The 17,072-nt window shown below is 65.2% G+C and carries 13 protein-coding genes; all 13 read left to right on the forward strand.

The window, feature by feature from the left end; genetic code table 11:
• Positions 1-337: 337 nt before the first annotated feature.
• The 13 genes from CRO75_RS00090 (at position 338) to CRO75_RS00155 (ending at position 17,019) form a co-directional block, all read left to right on the forward strand.
• A complete protein-coding gene (locus CRO75_RS00090) occupies positions 338-1,687 on the forward strand; it encodes a TolC family outer membrane protein (protein ID WP_009041571.1) in 1,350 nt (449 codons plus the stop codon).
• 38 nt (positions 1,688-1,725) lie between these two features.
• Entirely contained in the window at positions 1,726-3,882 is a 2,157-nt protein-coding gene (locus CRO75_RS00095) for a type I secretion system permease/ATPase (RefSeq protein WP_009041572.1), read from the forward strand.
• Positions 3,872-5,239, forward strand: a complete 1,368-nt coding sequence (locus CRO75_RS00100; protein ID WP_062824076.1) for an HlyD family type I secretion periplasmic adaptor subunit — start codon at positions 3,872-3,874, stop codon at positions 5,237-5,239. Before CRO75_RS00095 ends, CRO75_RS00100 begins: the two co-directional genes overlap by 11 nt.
• Positions 5,240-5,561: 322 nt before the next feature.
• A complete protein-coding gene (locus CRO75_RS00105) occupies positions 5,562-6,452 on the forward strand; it encodes a TauD/TfdA family dioxygenase (RefSeq protein WP_097134085.1) in 891 nt (296 codons plus the stop codon).
• A 27-nt stretch (positions 6,453-6,479) separates the two neighbouring features.
• Positions 6,480-7,517 (forward strand): ABC transporter substrate-binding protein, encoded by a 1,038-nt coding sequence (locus CRO75_RS00110; RefSeq protein ID WP_097134086.1) that lies wholly within the window; start codon positions 6,480-6,482, stop codon positions 7,515-7,517.
• 5 nt (positions 7,518-7,522) lie between these two features.
• Positions 7,523-8,383, forward strand: coding sequence for an ABC transporter ATP-binding protein (locus tag CRO75_RS00115; RefSeq protein WP_097134087.1), 861 nt, complete (start codon positions 7,523-7,525; stop codon positions 8,381-8,383).
• Positions 8,384-8,403: 20 nt separating this feature from the next.
• On the forward strand, positions 8,404-9,270 hold the full coding sequence (locus CRO75_RS00120; protein ID WP_025808568.1) for an ABC transporter permease: 867 nt from the start codon (positions 8,404-8,406) through the stop codon (positions 9,268-9,270).
• 772 nt (positions 9,271-10,042) lie between these two features.
• Positions 10,043-10,960 (forward strand): LysR family transcriptional regulator, encoded by a 918-nt coding sequence (locus CRO75_RS00125; RefSeq protein ID WP_097134088.1) that lies wholly within the window; start codon positions 10,043-10,045, stop codon positions 10,958-10,960.
• Between the two features lie 285 nt (positions 10,961-11,245).
• Complete coding sequence (locus CRO75_RS00130) at positions 11,246-12,790, forward strand: MFS transporter (RefSeq protein WP_097134089.1); 1,545 nt, start codon at positions 11,246-11,248, stop codon at positions 12,788-12,790.
• Positions 12,791-12,815: 25 nt separating this feature from the next.
• Positions 12,816-13,874 (forward strand): HlyD family secretion protein, encoded by a 1,059-nt coding sequence (locus CRO75_RS00135; RefSeq protein WP_097134090.1) that lies wholly within the window; start codon positions 12,816-12,818, stop codon positions 13,872-13,874.
• A complete protein-coding gene (locus tag CRO75_RS00140; RefSeq protein ID WP_097134091.1) occupies positions 13,871-15,319 on the forward strand; it encodes an efflux transporter outer membrane subunit in 1,449 nt (482 codons plus the stop codon). Before CRO75_RS00135 ends, CRO75_RS00140 begins: the two co-directional genes overlap by 4 nt.
• 237 nt (positions 15,320-15,556) lie before the next feature.
• Entirely contained in the window at positions 15,557-16,066 is a 510-nt protein-coding gene (locus CRO75_RS00150; RefSeq protein ID WP_053259176.1) for a sigma-70 family RNA polymerase sigma factor, read from the forward strand.
• Positions 16,063-17,019, forward strand: coding sequence for a FecR family protein (locus CRO75_RS00155; protein WP_097134092.1), 957 nt, complete (start codon positions 16,063-16,065; stop codon positions 17,017-17,019). The genes CRO75_RS00150 and CRO75_RS00155 overlap by 4 nt, the downstream gene beginning before the upstream one ends.
• Positions 17,020-17,072: the final 53 nt, after the last annotated feature.

Consider the following 17,072-nt stretch of genomic DNA (forward strand, 5'->3'; position numbering starts at 1 on the left):
CGTTCAGTAGACTTCCATGTTCCTGACGGGCATACGCCGACGCAGTCTGGACGTTCTTCAGAGTGTAGAAACACGTGATTTTGACGCGGATATTTGTCAATAAATTGGCTATATTTTTTTGCTATTAACCATATGCCAAACTATTGACCTTCTGAGTGTCATCCTAAACAATCGTCAAGGTAATGTCACATTGATATTCATGCGGCGACCTGTCTAAAAGTGTGTGACCCAGTTCATGGTTTGAACTTTCCGATATACGGTCATTCCGGTTGCCATCATCCGATGCAGCGCCTCGTTTTGCTGTGATTTGGGACAAGAAGTCCTGGGAACCTCCTCTATGCGTCCGCAGTTGTTCAAAGCCTTACCCTTCGTACTCGCCGCCAGTTTCGCCCAAGCACAAACCCTGCCCGAAGCCATGCAGAAAGCACTGGATGTCCATCCGGAAATCCAGGCCGCGGTGAACAGCCGCCTGGCCGCCGATTACCAGCTCAAGGCGGCCAAGGGCGGCTATTTGCCGCGGGTCGATTTGCTGGGCGGTTATGGTCGTGAAGGCACCGACAGCCCGACCACTCGTGCAGGATCGAGCAATCACTGGGAGACGCTGAACCGCAGCGAGTCAAGTTTACGTCTTCAGCAAATGGTTTTTGACGGTTTTGCCACCTCCAGTGAGGTCGGGCGTCAACAAGCCACCGTCAATTCCCGGGCGTACTCGTTGCTGGGCACTTCCGAGCGCACCGCGCTGACCGTGGCCCAGGTGTACCTGGATGTGCTGACCCGGCGCGAGTTCGTGCGCCTGGCCGAAGACAACATGCGCAATCACGAGCGTATCTACGATCAGATCCAGCTGCGCACCCAGCGCGGCGTCGGCAGCCGCGCCGACCTCGACCAGGCGGAAGCGCGCATGGCCCAGGCGCGCAACAACCTGATCACCGAACAGACCAACCTGGCCGATGCCCAGACCAACTACCTCAGCGCCGTCGGCCAGATGCCGGACCAGCTGGAGCGCCCGGTCGGCTTCATGGCCCTGCTGCCGGCCAGCCTCGACGAAGCCCGGCACCAGATGCTGGAAAACAGCCCGATCCTGCGCTCGGCCGAATCCGACATCGTCGCCGCCGAGAAGCAATACGAAGCCGCCAAGTCGACCTTCTACCCGCGCTTCGATGCCGAGCTGGGGCGTACCGCCGACAACAACCTGGACGGCATCGACGGCCACAACAACGAATGGCAGGCCATGCTGCGCATGCGCTTCAACCTGTTCGCCGGCGGCAGCAACAAGGCCGACCTGGAATCCAAGGCCTATCAGTCCAACCAGGCGCTGGATATTCGTAACAACGCCCTGCGTGTTCTGAATGAGGAGCTAGGCTTGGCGTGGAACGCCTTGAACAACGCCAATGCGCAAGTGCCGATCGCCCAGCAATATGTCGATCGCAGCGCCAGCGTGCGTGAGGCGTATCAGAAGCAATTCAGTCTGGGCGAGCGCACTTTGCTCGACTTGCTCGATAGCGAGAATGAACTGTTCACCGCCTCGCGTCGGTTGGCGGAAATCAAGAACATTCAGTTATTTACTCAATATCGAATCAAGGCGACCATGGGCGAATTGCTCAAGAGCCAGGGAGTGGTCGCACCCATGGCTTCCGTCGTGCAGAACGATGTGAAGCCCAAGGTCCAACTGCCTGGGATGAATTGAGTACTTTTCATCCAATAGACAGTTAAAGAGTGCCGAGCGTGGAATCAGAAGTCAGTCGAGTGCAACTTAGCCATGATCCACGCGGCATGCATGACGACCCGCTGCTGGATGCCCTGCTAACCCTGTGCTCCTTGCATCAGAAGCCGGCCAGCGCGGCCATGCTGACCACCGGCCTGCCTTTACCCTCCCAGCGCCTGAGCGCCGAGTTGCTGCCGCGCGCCGCCGCTCGCGCCGGCCTGCAGGGGCGTTTGCTGCGGCGCAAGCTGGAGCAGATTCCTGCCATCGCCATGCCGGCCATGCTGTTGCTCAAGGACGGCCGCAGCGCCGTCCTGCTCGGCTGGCAGGGCGAAGACCAGGCCCGCCTGCTGCTTAGCGAGAGCGATGGCGGCGAGGTCAGTGTCAGCCGCCAGATGCTGGCCGACGACTACAGCGGGCAAGTGTTCTTCGCCCAGCCCCAACACAAATTCGACGTCAACCACGGCTCGCTGATTCCCCGCGCCCGCTCCTGGTTCCGCGACACCTTGAAGCGTTCGCGCTGGCTGTACGCCGACGCCATCGCCGCCAGTCTGCTGATCAACGTCATTGCCATGGCCGCGCCGCTGTTCGTGATGAACGTCTACGACCGCGTGGTCCCCAACCAGGCCGCCGCCACCCTGTGGGTGCTGGCCATCGGCATCACCGGCGCCTACCTGTTCGACCTGATTCTCAAGAGCCTGCGCAGCCTGTGCCTGGACCTGGCCGGCAAGAAGACCGACCTGATCATCTCGGCCACGCTGTTCGAGCGTATCGTCGGCATGGCCATGAAATACCGGCCGGCGCGGGTCGGCAGCTTTGCCCAGAACATCCACGAGTTCCAGAGCCTGCGCGACTTCCTCGCCTCGCTGACCCTCACCAGCCTGATCGACCTGCCGTTCACCCTGCTGATCTTCCTGGTGATCGCCATCCTCGGCGGGCACCTGGTGTGGATTCCGGTGCTGGCCTTCCCGATTGCCCTGGGCATCGGCTACGCCCTGCAGAAACCGCTGATCGCCACCATGGAAAAAACCATGGCCCTGGGCGCCGAGCGCCAGTCGAGCCTGATCGAGACCCTGGCCGGGCTGGACGCGGTGAAGGTCAACAACGCCGAAAGCGAACGCCAGTACCAGTGGGAACAGACCATCGGCACCCTGGGCCGTCTCGAGCTGCGGGTGAAGATGCTCTCCAGCCTGGCGATGAACATCACCCTGCTGATCCAGCAGCTGGCCGGGGTGATCATGATCGTCTTCGGCGTGTACCAGATCATCGACGGCAACCTGAGCATGGGCGGGCTGATCGCCTGCTACATGCTCAGCGGCCGCGCCCTCAGCCCGCTGGCCTCGTTGTCCGGCCTGCTGACCCGCTACCAGCAGGCGCGGGTGACCATGACCTCGGTCGACCAGATGATGGAGCTGCCCCAGGAGCGCAACTTCGACGAGCGTCCCCTGAGCCGCAACGTGCTGCAGGGCGCCATCGAATGCCGGCAACTGAATTTCACCTACCCGGGGCAGCAGAACCCGGCGTTGAAGAACATCAACCTGGTGGTCAAGCCGGGCGAGAAGATCGGCATCATCGGCCGCAGCGGATCGGGCAAGAGCTCCCTGGCCAAGCTGCTGGTGGGCCTGTATACCCCGGACTCCGGCGCCTTGCTGGTGGACGGCGTGGACATCCGACAGATCGACGTCAGCGAATTGCGCCACAACATCGGTTATGTGGCCCAGGACATCCAGCTGCTGGCCGGTACCCTGCGTGACAACCTGACCTCCGGCGCCCGTTACGTCGAAGACGAACTGGTGCTGCAGGCCGCCGAACTGGCCGGCGTCCACGAATTCGCCCGCCTGCACCCGCAGGGTTATGAACTGCAGGTCGGCGAGCGCGGGCAGAACCTCTCCGGCGGCCAGCGGCAGAACGTCGCCCTGGCCCGGGCCCTACTGCTCAACCCGCCGATCCTGCTGCTCGACGAACCGACCAGCGCCATGGACAACACCGGTGAAGAACGCTTGAAACAACGCCTGCAAGCCGTGGTGGAAGCCAAGACCGTGGTGCTGGTCACCCACCGTGCCTCGCTGCTGTCGCTGGTGGATCGCCTGTTGGTGATCGACCGCGGGCAGATCCTCGCCGACGGGCCGAAAGCAGTCGTGATGGAAGCGTTGAAGAAGGGGCAGATCAGTGTTGCTTAAATCCGGTTTCAAAGACTCGATCCTGCGCTACTTCAAAGGCACCGAATCGCTGCACGACCAACCCCTGCCCGAGGTCAACAAGGCGCTGATCGAGGATGCGCCGCGGGTTATCCGCCTGACCATCTGGGGCATCATCGGCTTCTTCCTGTTCCTGCTGCTGTGGGCCAACTTCGCGGTGATCGACGAAGTGACCAAGGGCGAGGGCAAGGCGATCCCGTCGTCCAAGGTGCAGAAAATCCAGAACCTGGAAGGCGGTATCGTCTCCGAACTGTTCGTCAAGGAAGGGCAGATCGTCGAAGCCGGCGCCCCGCTGATCCGCCTGGACGACACGCGCTTCAAGTCCAACGTCGGCGAGACCGAGGCCGATCGCCTGTCGATGCTGCTGCGGGTCGAGCGCCTGAGCGCGGAGATCGACAACCGCGAACTGAATTTCCCGGCCGACGCCATGGCTGCCGTGCCCGGCCAGGCGGCCAGCGAAAAGTCGCTGTATGAAAGCCGTCGCCAGCAGTTGCACGACGAAGTCGGCGGCCTGCAGGAACAGCTGATCCAGAAGCAGCAGGAACTGCGCGAATTCACTTCCAAGCAGGCGCAGTACCGCCAGCAACTGGGCCTGCAGCGCCAGGAAATCGCCATGTCCGAGCCGCTGGTGGCCCAGGGCGCCGTGTCGCCGGTGGAAGTGCTGCGGCTCAAGCGCGCCGAAGTCGAGACCCGTGGGCAACTGGACGCCACCACCCTGGCGATCCCCCGTGCCGAATCGGCGATCAAGGAAGTCCAGCGCAAGATCGACGAAACCCGCGGCAAATTCCGCAGCGAAGCCCTGACCCAGCTCAATGAGGCACGCACCGAACTGAACAAGGCCAGCGCCACCGGCAAGGCCCTGGAAGACCGGGTCAGCCGGACCCTGGTTACCTCGCCGGTGCGCGGCATCGTCAAGCAACTGATGGTCAACACCATCGGCGGCGTGATCCAGCCGGGCAGCGACATGGTGGAGATCGTGCCGCTGGACGACACCCTGTTGGTGGAAGCGAAGATCCGTCCGCAGGACATCGCCTTCCTGCACCCGGGGCAGGAAGCGGTGGTCAAGTTCACCGCCTATGACTACACCATCTACGGCGGCCTGAAGGCCAAGCTGGAACAGATCGGCGCCGATACCATCACCGACGAAGACAAGAAGACCACCTACTACGTGATCAAGCTGCGCACCGACCGCAGCCACCTGGGCACCGATGAAAAGCCGTTGCTGATCATCCCCGGCATGGTCGCCTCGGTGGACATCATCACCGGCAAGAAAAGCGTGCTCAGCTACCTGCTCAAGCCGATCATCCGCGCCCGCGCCGAGGCGCTGCACGAGCGTTAAGCCATCTGTAGCCGCTGCCGCCAGGCTGCGATAAGGCCCGAAGGGCCTTCAGCGATATTGAAATCATCACGTCCCCTTCGGGGCCGATCGCCACCTGGCGGCAGCGGCTACAGGCGCTTGTGCCGGCCTTGGGGTCTGCGGCCGAATCGCCATATCGTTATTCGTTAACGGTATTTAAAGTTAAGTTATTATATCTATAAAGTCGTCTCCCTGCGTACCTGCCGACCAATCGGCGCGCCGCACGAAATGAACCCACACGGGACCTCCGTGAGTTTCTGATCGACGCGCGCGCCACCGGGCGTGCTCTGCGTGGGAGTGATTTATGTCCGTACCCTCTCCAAGTGCCGCGCCCATCGCCGCACAAGCTTTTGATATCCGCCCGTTCAGCGGCGCCGTCGGTGCCGAGATCGTCGGCCTGGACCTGGCCCGGCCGGTCAATGACCAGGACTTCGCGCGCATTCACCGCGCGCACCTGGATCATCACGTCGTGGTATTCCGCGACCAGCGCATCACCCCCGAACAACAGATCGCCTTCAGCCGCCGTTTCGGCGTGCTGCAGATCCATGTGCTCAAGCAGTTCCTGCTGGCCGGGCACCCGGAAATCCTCATCGTTTCCAACATCATCGAAAACGGCCAGTCCATCGGCCTGGGGGACGCCGGCAAGTTCTGGCATTCCGACCTCTCCTACAAGGAACTGCCGAGCCTGGGCTCGATGCTGCACGCCCAGGAGCTGCCAGCCGAGGGCGGCGACACCTTGTTCGCCGACATGCACAAAGCCTGGGACAGCCTGCCAGAAGCGCTGCGCAAGGCGGTCGATGGCCGCTCTGCCGCGCATTCCTACACCGCGCGCTACAGCGAGACCAAGTTCGAGGGCAACTGGCGCCCGACCCTGACTCCGGAGCAACTGGCCCAGGTCCAGGAAGTGGTGCACCCGGTGGTGCGCACCCACCCGGAAAACGGCCGCAAGGCGCTGTTCGTCAGCGAAGGCTTCACCACCCGCATCGTCGGCCTGCCGGAAGACGAGAGCCGGCAATTGCTCGCCGAGCTCTACGCCCACAGCGTGCTGCCGGAAAACATCTACCGCCACCAATGGCAGCCCCATGACCTGGTGTTCTGGGACAACCGCTCGCTGATCCACCTGGCCGCCGGTTGCCCCAGCCATCTGCGCCGCAAGCTGTACCGCACCACCATCCAGGGCGACGCCCCTTACTGATCGGCCACCCACGGCAGGAGAAACACCATGTCCCAACCTACTCAACGCCTCCCGCGCCTGGGCAAACTGGCGGCCGCCATCGGCCTGGGCTTCAGCCTGCTGGCCGCTGGCCTGGTCGCGCCGACGGCGGCCCATGCCGAAGGCGAGATCCGCATCGCCGAACAGTTCGGCATCGTCTATCTGCTGCTCAACGTGGTGCGCGACCAGAACCTGATCGAAAAACACGGCAAGCAAGAGGGCATCGACATCAAGGTCGACTGGACCCAGCTGTCCGGCGGCGCGGCGGTCAACGACGCCTTGCTCTCCGGCTCCATCGACATCGCCGGGGCCGGTATCGGCCCGCTGCTGACCATCTGGGACCGCACCCACGGCAAGCAGAACGTCAAGGCGGTGGCGTCGCTGGGCAACTTCCCCTACTACCTGGTGAGCAACAATCCCAAGGTCAAGACCATCGCCGACTTCACCGAGAAGGACCGCATCGCGGTGCCGGCGGTGGGGGTTTCCGTGCAGTCGCGGTTCCTGCAGTACGCGGCGGCCAAGCAGTGGGGCGACAAGGAATTCAATCGCCTGGACAAGTACACCATCGCCGTTCCGCACCCGGACGCCACGGCGGCGCTGATCGCCGGCGGCACCGAGCTGACCGGGCACTTCTCCAACCCACCGTTCCAGGACCAGGCGCTGGCCAACCCGAATGTGCACGTGGTGCTCAACACCTACGACCTGCTGGGCCCGAACTCGCCGACCGTGCTGTTCGCCACCGAGAAATTCCGCAGCGAGAACCCGAAAACCTACAAGGCCTTCGTCGAGGCGCTGGCCGAGGCCGCCGACTTCGCCCAGAAGGACAAGGGCGCGGCGGCGGATACCTACATCCGCGTGACCAAGGCCAAGATCGACCGCGAAGCCTTGCTGAAGATCATCGACAACCCGCAGTTCGAGTTCACCGTCACCCCGAAAAACACCTACCCGCTGGCTGAATTCCTCTACCGCGTGGGCGCGATCAAGAACAAGCCGCAATCGTGGAAGGACTACTTCTTCCAGGACGCCACGCCGCTGCAAGGGAGCTGATCGCCATGAACGCCCCCTTGCAAGGCCACACGGCCAGCAACCCGACCACGGCAGCCCAGGCGCTGCTGGCGGTCGACCAGGTCAGCCTGGAATACCGCACCCCGCAGCGCGTGGTGCGGGCCACCCACCAGGTCAGTTTCGAAATCGATCCCGCCGACCGTTTCGTCCTGCTCGGGCCCTCGGGCTGCGGCAAGTCGACCCTGCTCAAGGCGGTCGCCGGCTTCATCCAGCCCTGTGAGGGCGAGATTCGCCTGCAAGGGCAACGGGTCAGCCAGCCGGGGCCGGACCGGATCGTGGTGTTCCAGGAGTTCGACCAGCTGCCGCCGTGGAAAACCGTGAAACAGAACGTGATGTTCCCGCTGCTGGCATCGAACACCCTCAACCGCCGCGAGGCCGAGGAGCGCGCGCTGCACTACCTGGACAAGGTCGGCCTGGCGGCGTTCGCCGACGTCTACCCGCACACCCTGTCCGGCGGCATGAAGGCGCGGGTGGCGATAGCACGCGCCCTGGCGATGCAGCCGAAGATCCTGCTGATGGACGAACCCTTCGCCGCCCTCGACGCCCTGACCCGGCGCAAGATGCAGGAGGAGTTGCTGCTGCTCTGGGAAGAGGTGCGCTTCACCCTGCTGTTCGTCACCCACTCCATCGAGGAGGCGCTGGTGGTGGGCAATCGCATCCTGCTGCTGTCGCCCCACCCGGGGCGGGTGCGGGCGGAAATCCACAGCCATCAGTACGACCTGCAAAGCCTGGGCGGCGTGGCGTTCCAGCAGACGGCGCGGCGTATCCACCGGCTGCTGTTCGACGAAGGCCAGTCGCTGGAAACCGAGCGCGAGCTGGATTTCACCGATATCCGTATCGCTTATTGAGCCTTTAAGAGGAACGCCCGATGAGCCATTCATCACCTGTTCGCCAGGAATACGAAGTTGCCCTCGAACCCTTGCTGGCGGTGCCGCTGGAGCGTGAATTGCCGCTGGGCCAGCGCCTGTGGCAACAAGGCTGGCTGCGCAAGAGTCTGATCCTGATCGTGCTGGCGCTGCTCTGGGAGGCCGTGGCCCGCTACCAGAACAACGACCTGCTGCTACCGAGCTTTTTGCAGACCGCCAGCGCGCTGTACGACGGCCTGCTCAGCGGCGAGCTGCTGGGCAAGGTCGGCATTTCCCTGGTCGTGCTGCTCAAGGGGTACCTGATCGGCATCGTCCTGGCCTTTGCCCTGACCACCCTGGCGGTGTCGACCCAGGTGGGCCGCGACTTGCTGAGCACCCTGACCTCGATGTTCAACCCGTTGCCGGCCATCGCCCTGTTGCCGCTGGCCCTGCTGTGGTTCGGCCTGGGGGAGAACAGCCTGATCTTCGTGCTGGTGCATTCGGTGCTCTGGGCCCTGGCCTTGAATACCTACGCCGGTTTTCTCGGGGTCTCGGAAACCCTGCGCATGGCCGGGCGCAACTACGGGCTCAAGGGCATGCGCTTCGTGCTGTTCATCCTGATCCCGGCGGCGCTGCCGTCGATCCTCGCCGGCCTGAAAATCGGCTGGGCCTTCGCCTGGCGTACCCTGATCGCCGCCGAACTGGTGTTCGGCGCCACCAGCGGCAAAGGCGGCCTGGGCTGGTACATCTTCCAGAACCGCAACGAGCTGTACACCGACAAAGTCTTCGCCGGCCTGGCGGTGGTGATCCTGATCGGCCTGCTGGTGGAAAACCTGGTGTTCGACACCCTGGAGCGGGTCACAGTAAAACGCTGGGGCATGCAACGCTGAGCCCGTAGCGCCCGTAACGCCCGTAGCCGCTGCCGAGCCCGCGAGGCTGCGATCGACGGCGCAGCCGGCGCAAAACCTGACAGCACATTCTTCCTGGCATACCGCATGCGCAGACCTGGCGAGGACTTCGTCCTCGATCGCAGCCTGCGGCAGCGGCTACACAGCGTGGTGTCCCTGGTTGAACTGCCCTCCACGATCCTGTAGCCGCTGCCGAGCTTGCGAGGCTGCGATCGGCGGCGCAGCCGGCGCAAAACCTGACAGCGCCTTCTGCCTGGCACACCGCATGCGCCGGTCTGGCGAGGACTTTGTCCTCGATCGCAGCCTGCGGCAGCGGCTACACAGAGTGGTGTCCACGGTTGAACTGCCCTCCACGATCCCGTAGCCGCTGCCGAGCCCGCGAGGCTGCGATCGACGGCGTAGCCGGCGCAAAACCTGACAGCACATTTTGTCTGGCACACCGCATGCGCAGAACTGGCGAGGACTTCGTCCTCGTTCGCAGCCTGCGGCAGCGGCTACACAGAGTGGTGTCCATGGTTGAACTGCCCTCCACGATCCTGTAGCCGCTGCCGAGCTTGTGAGGCTGCGATCGACGGCGTAGCCGGCGCAAAACCTGACAGCGCGTTCTGCCTGGCATACCGCGTGCGCAGATCTGGCGAGGACTTTGTCCTCGTTCGCAGCCTGCGGCAGCGGCTACAGAGAGTGGTGTCCATGACTGAAATGACCCTGCTAGCATTGCGCCTGACTCATTCCCGATCAGCCACGAGTGCTCAGCATGCAACTCCCGGACATGAACCTTCTGGTCGCCCTCGACGCCCTGCTCGACGAGGGCAGCGTGGTCGGCGCGGCGCGGCGCATGAACCTCAGCCCGGCGGCCATGAGCCGAACCCTCACGCGGATCCGCGAGGCGTTGGGCGATCCGATCCTGGTACGCGCCGGCCGCGGCCTGGTGCCCACGCCCAAGGCCCTGGAGCTGCGCGGCCAGGTACGTGACCTGGTGGAGCAGGCGGCGCTGGTGTTCCGTTCCGGCGACCAGGTCGACCTCGGCACCCTGCGCCGGCGCTTCAATGTGCGCGCCAACGACTTCTTCGTCGGCGTCTATGGCGGTCGCCTGATCGACACCCTGGAGCGCCAGGCGCCCCATTGCGAACTGCGTTTCGTCCCGGAGGGCGATGGCGACGACGAGGCCCTGCGCGAAGGGCGGATCGACCTGCGCATCAGCAACACCCGCCCGCTGACCCCGGAAGTGAAGGTGCAGAACCTGTTCTCCACCACCTTTGTCGGCCTGGTGCGCGAGCATCATCCGTTGCTCGACGAAGAGATCACCGCCGAGCGTTTTGCCGCCTTCCCGCACATCAGCATGTCCCGGCGCGGCATCGCCCGCGGGCCGATCGACGCGGCGCTGGGCGACCTGGGCCTGCAGCGCCGGGTGCCGCTGATCGCGCCGAGCTTCCATGCCGCGATGTTCATGCTGCCGGACTCGGACCTGATCCTGCCGGTGCCCAAGGAAACCCTGCTCAGCGTGTCGCGCCTGGGCCTGCACCTGCGTTCCTTCGCCTTGCCGATTCCCCTGCCGACCCTGGTGCTGACCCAGGCCTGGCACCCGCGCTACGACAAGGACCCGGCGCACAAGTGGTTCCGCGAGACCCTGCGCGCCTCCTGCAACGAAACCTGGCACGTCGCCCAGCCCTGAAAACCACATCTCCCTGTAGCCGCTGCCGAGCAACGCGAGGCTGCGAACGAGGTCGGCGGCATCCGACTTAGCCCTCGCCAGGTAGCGCCCGCGATTGGCCTGTTGGATCAGGTCGCCTGGTGTTGCGACGGCTGCGCCGCCGATCGCAGTCTCGCGGGCTCGGCAGCGGCTACATGTCATCCAATCGTTGCGTTTGGTGCACTTATAAGCTGCCGATAAGTCAGTTTTCGTCAGCTGTCGGGCTTTTTAAACTGCTTCGGTATTTCTATCGGAGTCATTCCCTTCATGAGTTCCCTCGCCGTGGCTGTGCCGGCACCCGCTGAAGTGGCCAGCAAACCGGCAGCTGTCAGCCCCGTGGTCTTCGGCCCGCGAATCATCATCGGCCTGCTCGGCGTATTGCTGGCGGTGCTGGTGTCGGGCCTCAACGAGATGGTGACCAAGATCGCCCTGGCCGATATCCGGGGCGCCCTGGCCATCGGCTATGACGAAGGCACCTGGCTGGTGGCCAGTTACACCGCCACCTCGGTGGCGGCCATGGCCTTCGCACCCTGGTGTTCGGTGACCTTTTCGCTGCGCCGTTTCACCCTTTGCGCCATCGCCCTGTTCACCCTGCTGGGCGTGCTCTGTCCGTTCGCCCCGAACTACCACAGCCTGTTGCTGCTGCGCACCGTGCAGGGCCTGGCCGGCGGCGCGTTGCCGCCGATGCTGATGACCGTGGCGCTGCGGTTCCTGCCGGCCAACGTCAAGCTCTACGGCCTGGCCGGCTACGCCCTGACCGCCACCTTCGGCCCGAGCCTAGGCACGCCGCTGGCCGCCCTGTGGACCGAATACGTCGGCTGGCAGTGGGCGTTCTGGCAGGTGGTGGTGCCCTGCTTGCTGGCGATGCTCGCGGTGGCCTACGGCCTGCCCCAGGACCCGTTGCGCCTGGAGCGCCTCAAGGCCTTCAACTGGCGCGGCCTGCTGCTGGGGTTTCCGGCGATCTGCATGCTGGTGATCGGCATCCTGCAGGGCAATCGCCTGGACTGGTTCGGCTCGCCGCTGATCTGCCTGCTGCTGGGCGGGGGCGCGTTGTTGCTGGTGCTGTTTCTGATCAACGAATGGTCGCAACCGATTCCGTTCTTCAAGTTGCAGATGCTCGGCATCCGCAACCTGTCCTTCGCCCTGCTGACCCTGGCCGGAGTACTGGTGGTGCTGACCGCGGTGATCATCATTCCGTCCAGTTTCCTGGCCCAGGTCCAGGGCTACCGGCCGTTGCAGACCGCCCCGGTGATGCTGGTGATGGCCCTGCCGCAGCTACTCGCGCTGCCCCTGGTGGCGGCCCTGTGCAACCTGCGCTGGGTCGATTGCCGCTGGGTGCTGGGCATCGGCCTGACGATGCTGGTGCTGTCGTGCCTGGGCGGCGCGCAGCTGACCTCGGCGTGGATCCGCGACGATTTCTATGTGCTGCAACTGTTGCAGATCTTCGGCCAGCCGATGGCGGTGCTGCCGTTGCTGATGCTTTCCACCGGCAGTATCCAGCCGATCGAGGGGCCGTTCGCGTCCTCCTGGTTCAACACCGTGAAAGGCCTGGCGGCGGTGATCGCCACCGGCGTGCTGGATGCCCTGACCACCCACCGCCTGCACTTTCACTCGACCATGCTGGTGGACAGCCTCGGCAACTCGCCGCTGAGCGCCATCGACGCCAGCAACCTCGCCCAGCGCCTGCACCGCCAGGCCGTGGTGCTGACCTCCGCCGACCTCTACTACGTCATAGCTGGCGTGGCGGCGGCCCTGATCCTGCTGATTTTCTGGCTGCCGACGCGGATCTATCCGCCACGCGCGCCGACTTGAACGTTCACTGAGACAGAAGGTTTTTATGACGATCCACATCAAACACAAACTCGCCGTCAGCGTGGCGGCGGTCGCGGTCCTGGGCGTGCTGGTGTACCTGGTCACCGGCAAGGCCACCGAGCAGACCACCAACGATGCCTTCGTGAGCGCCGACTACACCCTGGTGGCCCCGCGCGTGGCGGGTTTCATCAAGGAAGTGCTGGTGGAAGACAACCAGCGGGTCAAGGCCGGCCAGTTGCTGGCGCTGATCGACGATCGCGACCTGCGCGCCGCGGCCCAGGCGGCGGACGCCGAAACCCTGGTGGCCAAGGCGCAGTTGCAGAACGCCCGCGCCACCCTCGACCGGCAAAGCTCGGTGATCGCCCAGGCCCAGGCCTCGGTGGTGGCCGCGCGGGCGGAAATGGCCTTCGCCGAACATGAACTGAACCGCTACAACCACCTGGCCGGGGTCGGTGCCGGCACGGTGCAGAATGCCCAGCAGGCCCGGACCCGCATCGACCAGGCCAGCGCGCGGCTGGCCACGGCCACCGCGGCGCTGGCGGCGGAACGCAAGCAGGTGGAGATCCTCACCGCCCAGCGCGATGCCGCCGAGGGCGGCCTGAAGCGCGCCCAGGCGTCCCTGGAAATGGCCAGCTACGAGCTGTCCTACACGCGCATCGTCGCGCCCGTGGACGGCATGGTCGGCGAACGCGCGGTGCGGGTCGGCGCCTATGTCACGCCGGGCAGCAAGATCCTCGCCGTGGTGCCGCTGGAGCAGGCCTATGTGGTGGCCAACTTCCAGGAAACCCAGTTGGCCCACATGCACCCCGGGCAGTCGGTGCAGGTGCGGGTCGACAGCCTGGACGGCGAAACCCTGCGCGGCCGGGTCGAGAGCCTGGCGCCGGCCACCGGGGTGACCTTCGCCGCGGTCAAGCCGGACAACGCCACCGGCAACTTCACCAAGGTGGTGCAGCGCATTCCGGTGAAGATCCTGCTGGAGCCCGGCCAGCCGATGGCCGAGCGTCTGCGGGTCGGGATGTCGGTGGAGGCGAGCGTCGATACCCTGGGCCAGGCCAGCTCCGTGCGTGAGGTGGCGAAGCGATGAGTCGTCTGCTCCAGCCGGTATTCGCCCTGAGCCTGTTGTCCCTGGCCGCCTGCACTGTCGGCCCGGATTTCCGGCGCCCCGAAGGCCCGCGGGTCGAGGCCTGGGCCACCCCACAAAAGGCTGCGCCGAGCCAGGTGGTGAGCAGCCCCCTGGACGAGCGCTGGTGGGAGGTCTTCAACGATCCGCAGCTGTCGGCCCTGAGCCGGCGCGTGCTGACCGACAACCTCGACCTGCAACTGGCCACCAGCCGCCTGCAACAGAGCCGCGCGGCGCGCCAGGTGGTCACCGCCGAGCGTTATCCGACCAGCAGCGCCAGCGGCGGCTACGCGCGCAAACGCAACAGCGGCGAAGGCCTGAACGACCCGTCGGGTCACGAAGGCAAGTCCGCCTTCAACCTGTGGGACGCCGGCTTCTCGGCGTCCTGGGAACTGGATTTCTGGGGCCGCGTGCGGCGCGAAACCGAGGCCGCCGACGCGACCCTGGAAGTCGCGGAGAACGATCGGCGCGGGGTGCTGCTGGCGGTGCTGGCCGAGACCGCCCAGGACTACATCCAACTGCGCGGCGTGCAGAGCACCCGGGCGGTGACCGAGCAGAACCTCGACGTCGCCCGCCACAGCCTCAAGCTCTCGCAACTGCGCCTGGCCGACGGCGTGGCCACCGACCTGGACGTGGCCGAAGCCGCCGCGCAGGTGGCGACCATCGAGTCGCAACTGCCGGCCTTGCAGCAGCGCCAGGCGCAACTGATCAACGCCCTGAGCCTGCTGATGGGCGAGCCGCCCCAGGCCCTGCATGCGCAGCTGGCGGCGGATGCGCCGGTGCCGAAAACCCCGCGCCAGGTCGCCATCGGCCTGCCGTCGCAACTGGCCGAACGCCGCCCGGACATCCGCCAGGCCGAGGCCCGCCTGCATGCCGCCACCGCCAGCATCGGCGTGGCCAAGGGCGACTTTTATCCGCGCATCACCCTGTCGGGCAACTTCGGCTCCCAGGCCATGCAGCTGTCGGACTTCGGCTCCTGGGGCTCGCGGCAGTTCGGCATCGGCCCGCAGTTCAGCCTGCCGCTGTTCGACGGCGGCCGCCTGCGCGGCATGCTGCATCTGCGTGAAGCCCAGCAGCAGGAAGCGGCCGTCGCCTACCAGCAGACCGTGTTGCGCGCCTGGCATGAAATCGACGACCAGCTGACCCGCTACAACAGCAGCCAGCTGCGCCGCGACAGCCTGGCCGAAGCCGTGCGGCAGAACCAGATCGCCCTGCGCACCGCGCAACAGCAGTACGTCGAAGGCGTGGTGGACTTCGTCAACGTCCTCACCGTCCAGGGCGCCCTGCTCGCCACCCAGGAACAATTGGTGGAAAGCTCGACCGGCGTTTCCCTGGCCATGGTCGGCCTGTACAAGGCCCTGGGCGGAGGCTGGGAGTCGGCGTATCCGTTGGCGGACGCACGGCCTTGAGCCGCCTCGCCAGTACCCTGGCTTGATGGTCGGCGCCTTGTGCGTCGGTACAGGCTCCGGGAACGGGTGCCGCTGTAACTCATCGACCGTGACTACCCGCCGCATCCAGTGGGCACAGGCTTTCAACGAGCCCGGCACGATCCGCGCAAGTCCGCCGTCGCCCACTGAAGATGTGCTTTGCCTGGAAGGCGGCAAAAGTGTAATGATAATTGCTCTCAATCACGTGCGGTTCCATTCATGGAAGCAACGACTGACGGCAAGGTGCAGCTTCATCGTCTCTATCGCGACCATCACGGCTGGCTGCAAGGCTGGTTGCGCAAGCGCCTGGGCGATCGCGAGCATGCGGCGGACGTGGCGCAGGATACGTTCCTGCGCTTGCTGGTATCGGGGCGTTTTCCCGGGCACCTGGAGAGCCGCAGTTACCTGGCGCAGATCGCCCGCAACCTGGTGATCGACCAGTGGCGGCGCCTGCGCATCGAGCGCGCTTACCTGGAAAGCATCGCCCATCTGCCTGAGCCGCAATCGCCTTCGCTGGAGACCCGGGCGTTGATTCTCGAAACCCTGATGCAGGTCGACGCCATGCTCGACCGCATGCCGGACAAGGTGCGCCAGGCCTTTGTGCTGTCGCAGTTCGAGGGCCTGACCTACGCGCAGATCGCCGAGCGCCTCGGGGTCACCGTCAGCTCGGTACAAAAGTACATGATCCGCGCCATCCAGGCCTGTTATCAGGTGGTCTACGAAGAATGAGCCGGCACCGCGACGCACCCATCGCCCCGGCCATCGTCGAGCAGGCCAGCGAATGGCTGATGCTGCACTGGGGCGGTGAGCTGGATGCCGAACAGCGCCAGGCCTTTGCCCGCTGGCAAACCGCCGACCCCGAGCACCAGCGTGCCTGGCAGCGTTTGCAGCAGCTGCAACAGACCCTGGGCGGCGTGCCGGCCGACAGTGCGCGCGCGGTGTTGCGCGAGATCCCCGATCCACAACGACGTTCGGCGCTGAAGCTGCTGGGCCTGCTGCTGGTCGCCGGCGGCGGCGCCTACCTGGTGCAAGGCAGCCAGCCCTGGCGCAACGCGTGGGCCGGCCAGCGCACGGCAACCGGCGAGATCCGCCACCTGACCCTCAGCGACGGCACCCGGCTGGACCTCAACAGCGGCACGGCCGTCGATCTGCTGTACAGCGACCGGGAGCGGCGCATCCGTCTGATCAGTGGGGAAATCCAGCTGAGCAGCGGCCACGACCGCTCGCGGCCGTTGATCGTGGAAACCCCGGCCGGCGATATCCAGGCCCTGGGCACCCGTTTCACCGTGCGGGAAGTCGACGGCGGCACTCGGGTCAGCCTGTACGAGGGTGAGTTGCGGATCAGCCCGCGACAGGCGCCGACGCTGCACCTGCAGGCCGGCAACAGCCTGTGGTTCGACGCCGGCTCGGTGTCGGCGCTCCAGGTGGCTGAGCCAAATGCCAGCAGCTGGAGCCAGGGGCGATTGATCGCCGAGCGCCAGCCGCTGGGGCAGTTCATCAAAGAGCTGTCGCGCTATCGGCCGGGCGTCCTGCGCTGTGACGCCGAGGTCGCCGACCTGCTGTTGACCGGGGTGTTCCCCCTCGATGACAGCGACGCGATTCTCGCCGCGCTGGAGCGCTCGCTGCCGGTACGGGCGCAGGCGGTCACCCGTTATTGGGTGACGCTCAAGCCAAGGACCTGAAGGCTCGCGTTTGAAATAATCCGGATTTCCCCTTGTCGTTTTTTTCAGCCCGT

It is taken from the genome of Pseudomonas sp. LAMO17WK12:I10 (genome assembly GCF_900215185.1).
GTDB classification, from domain to species: Bacteria; Pseudomonadota; Gammaproteobacteria; order Pseudomonadales; family Pseudomonadaceae; genus Aquipseudomonas; species Aquipseudomonas chlororaphis.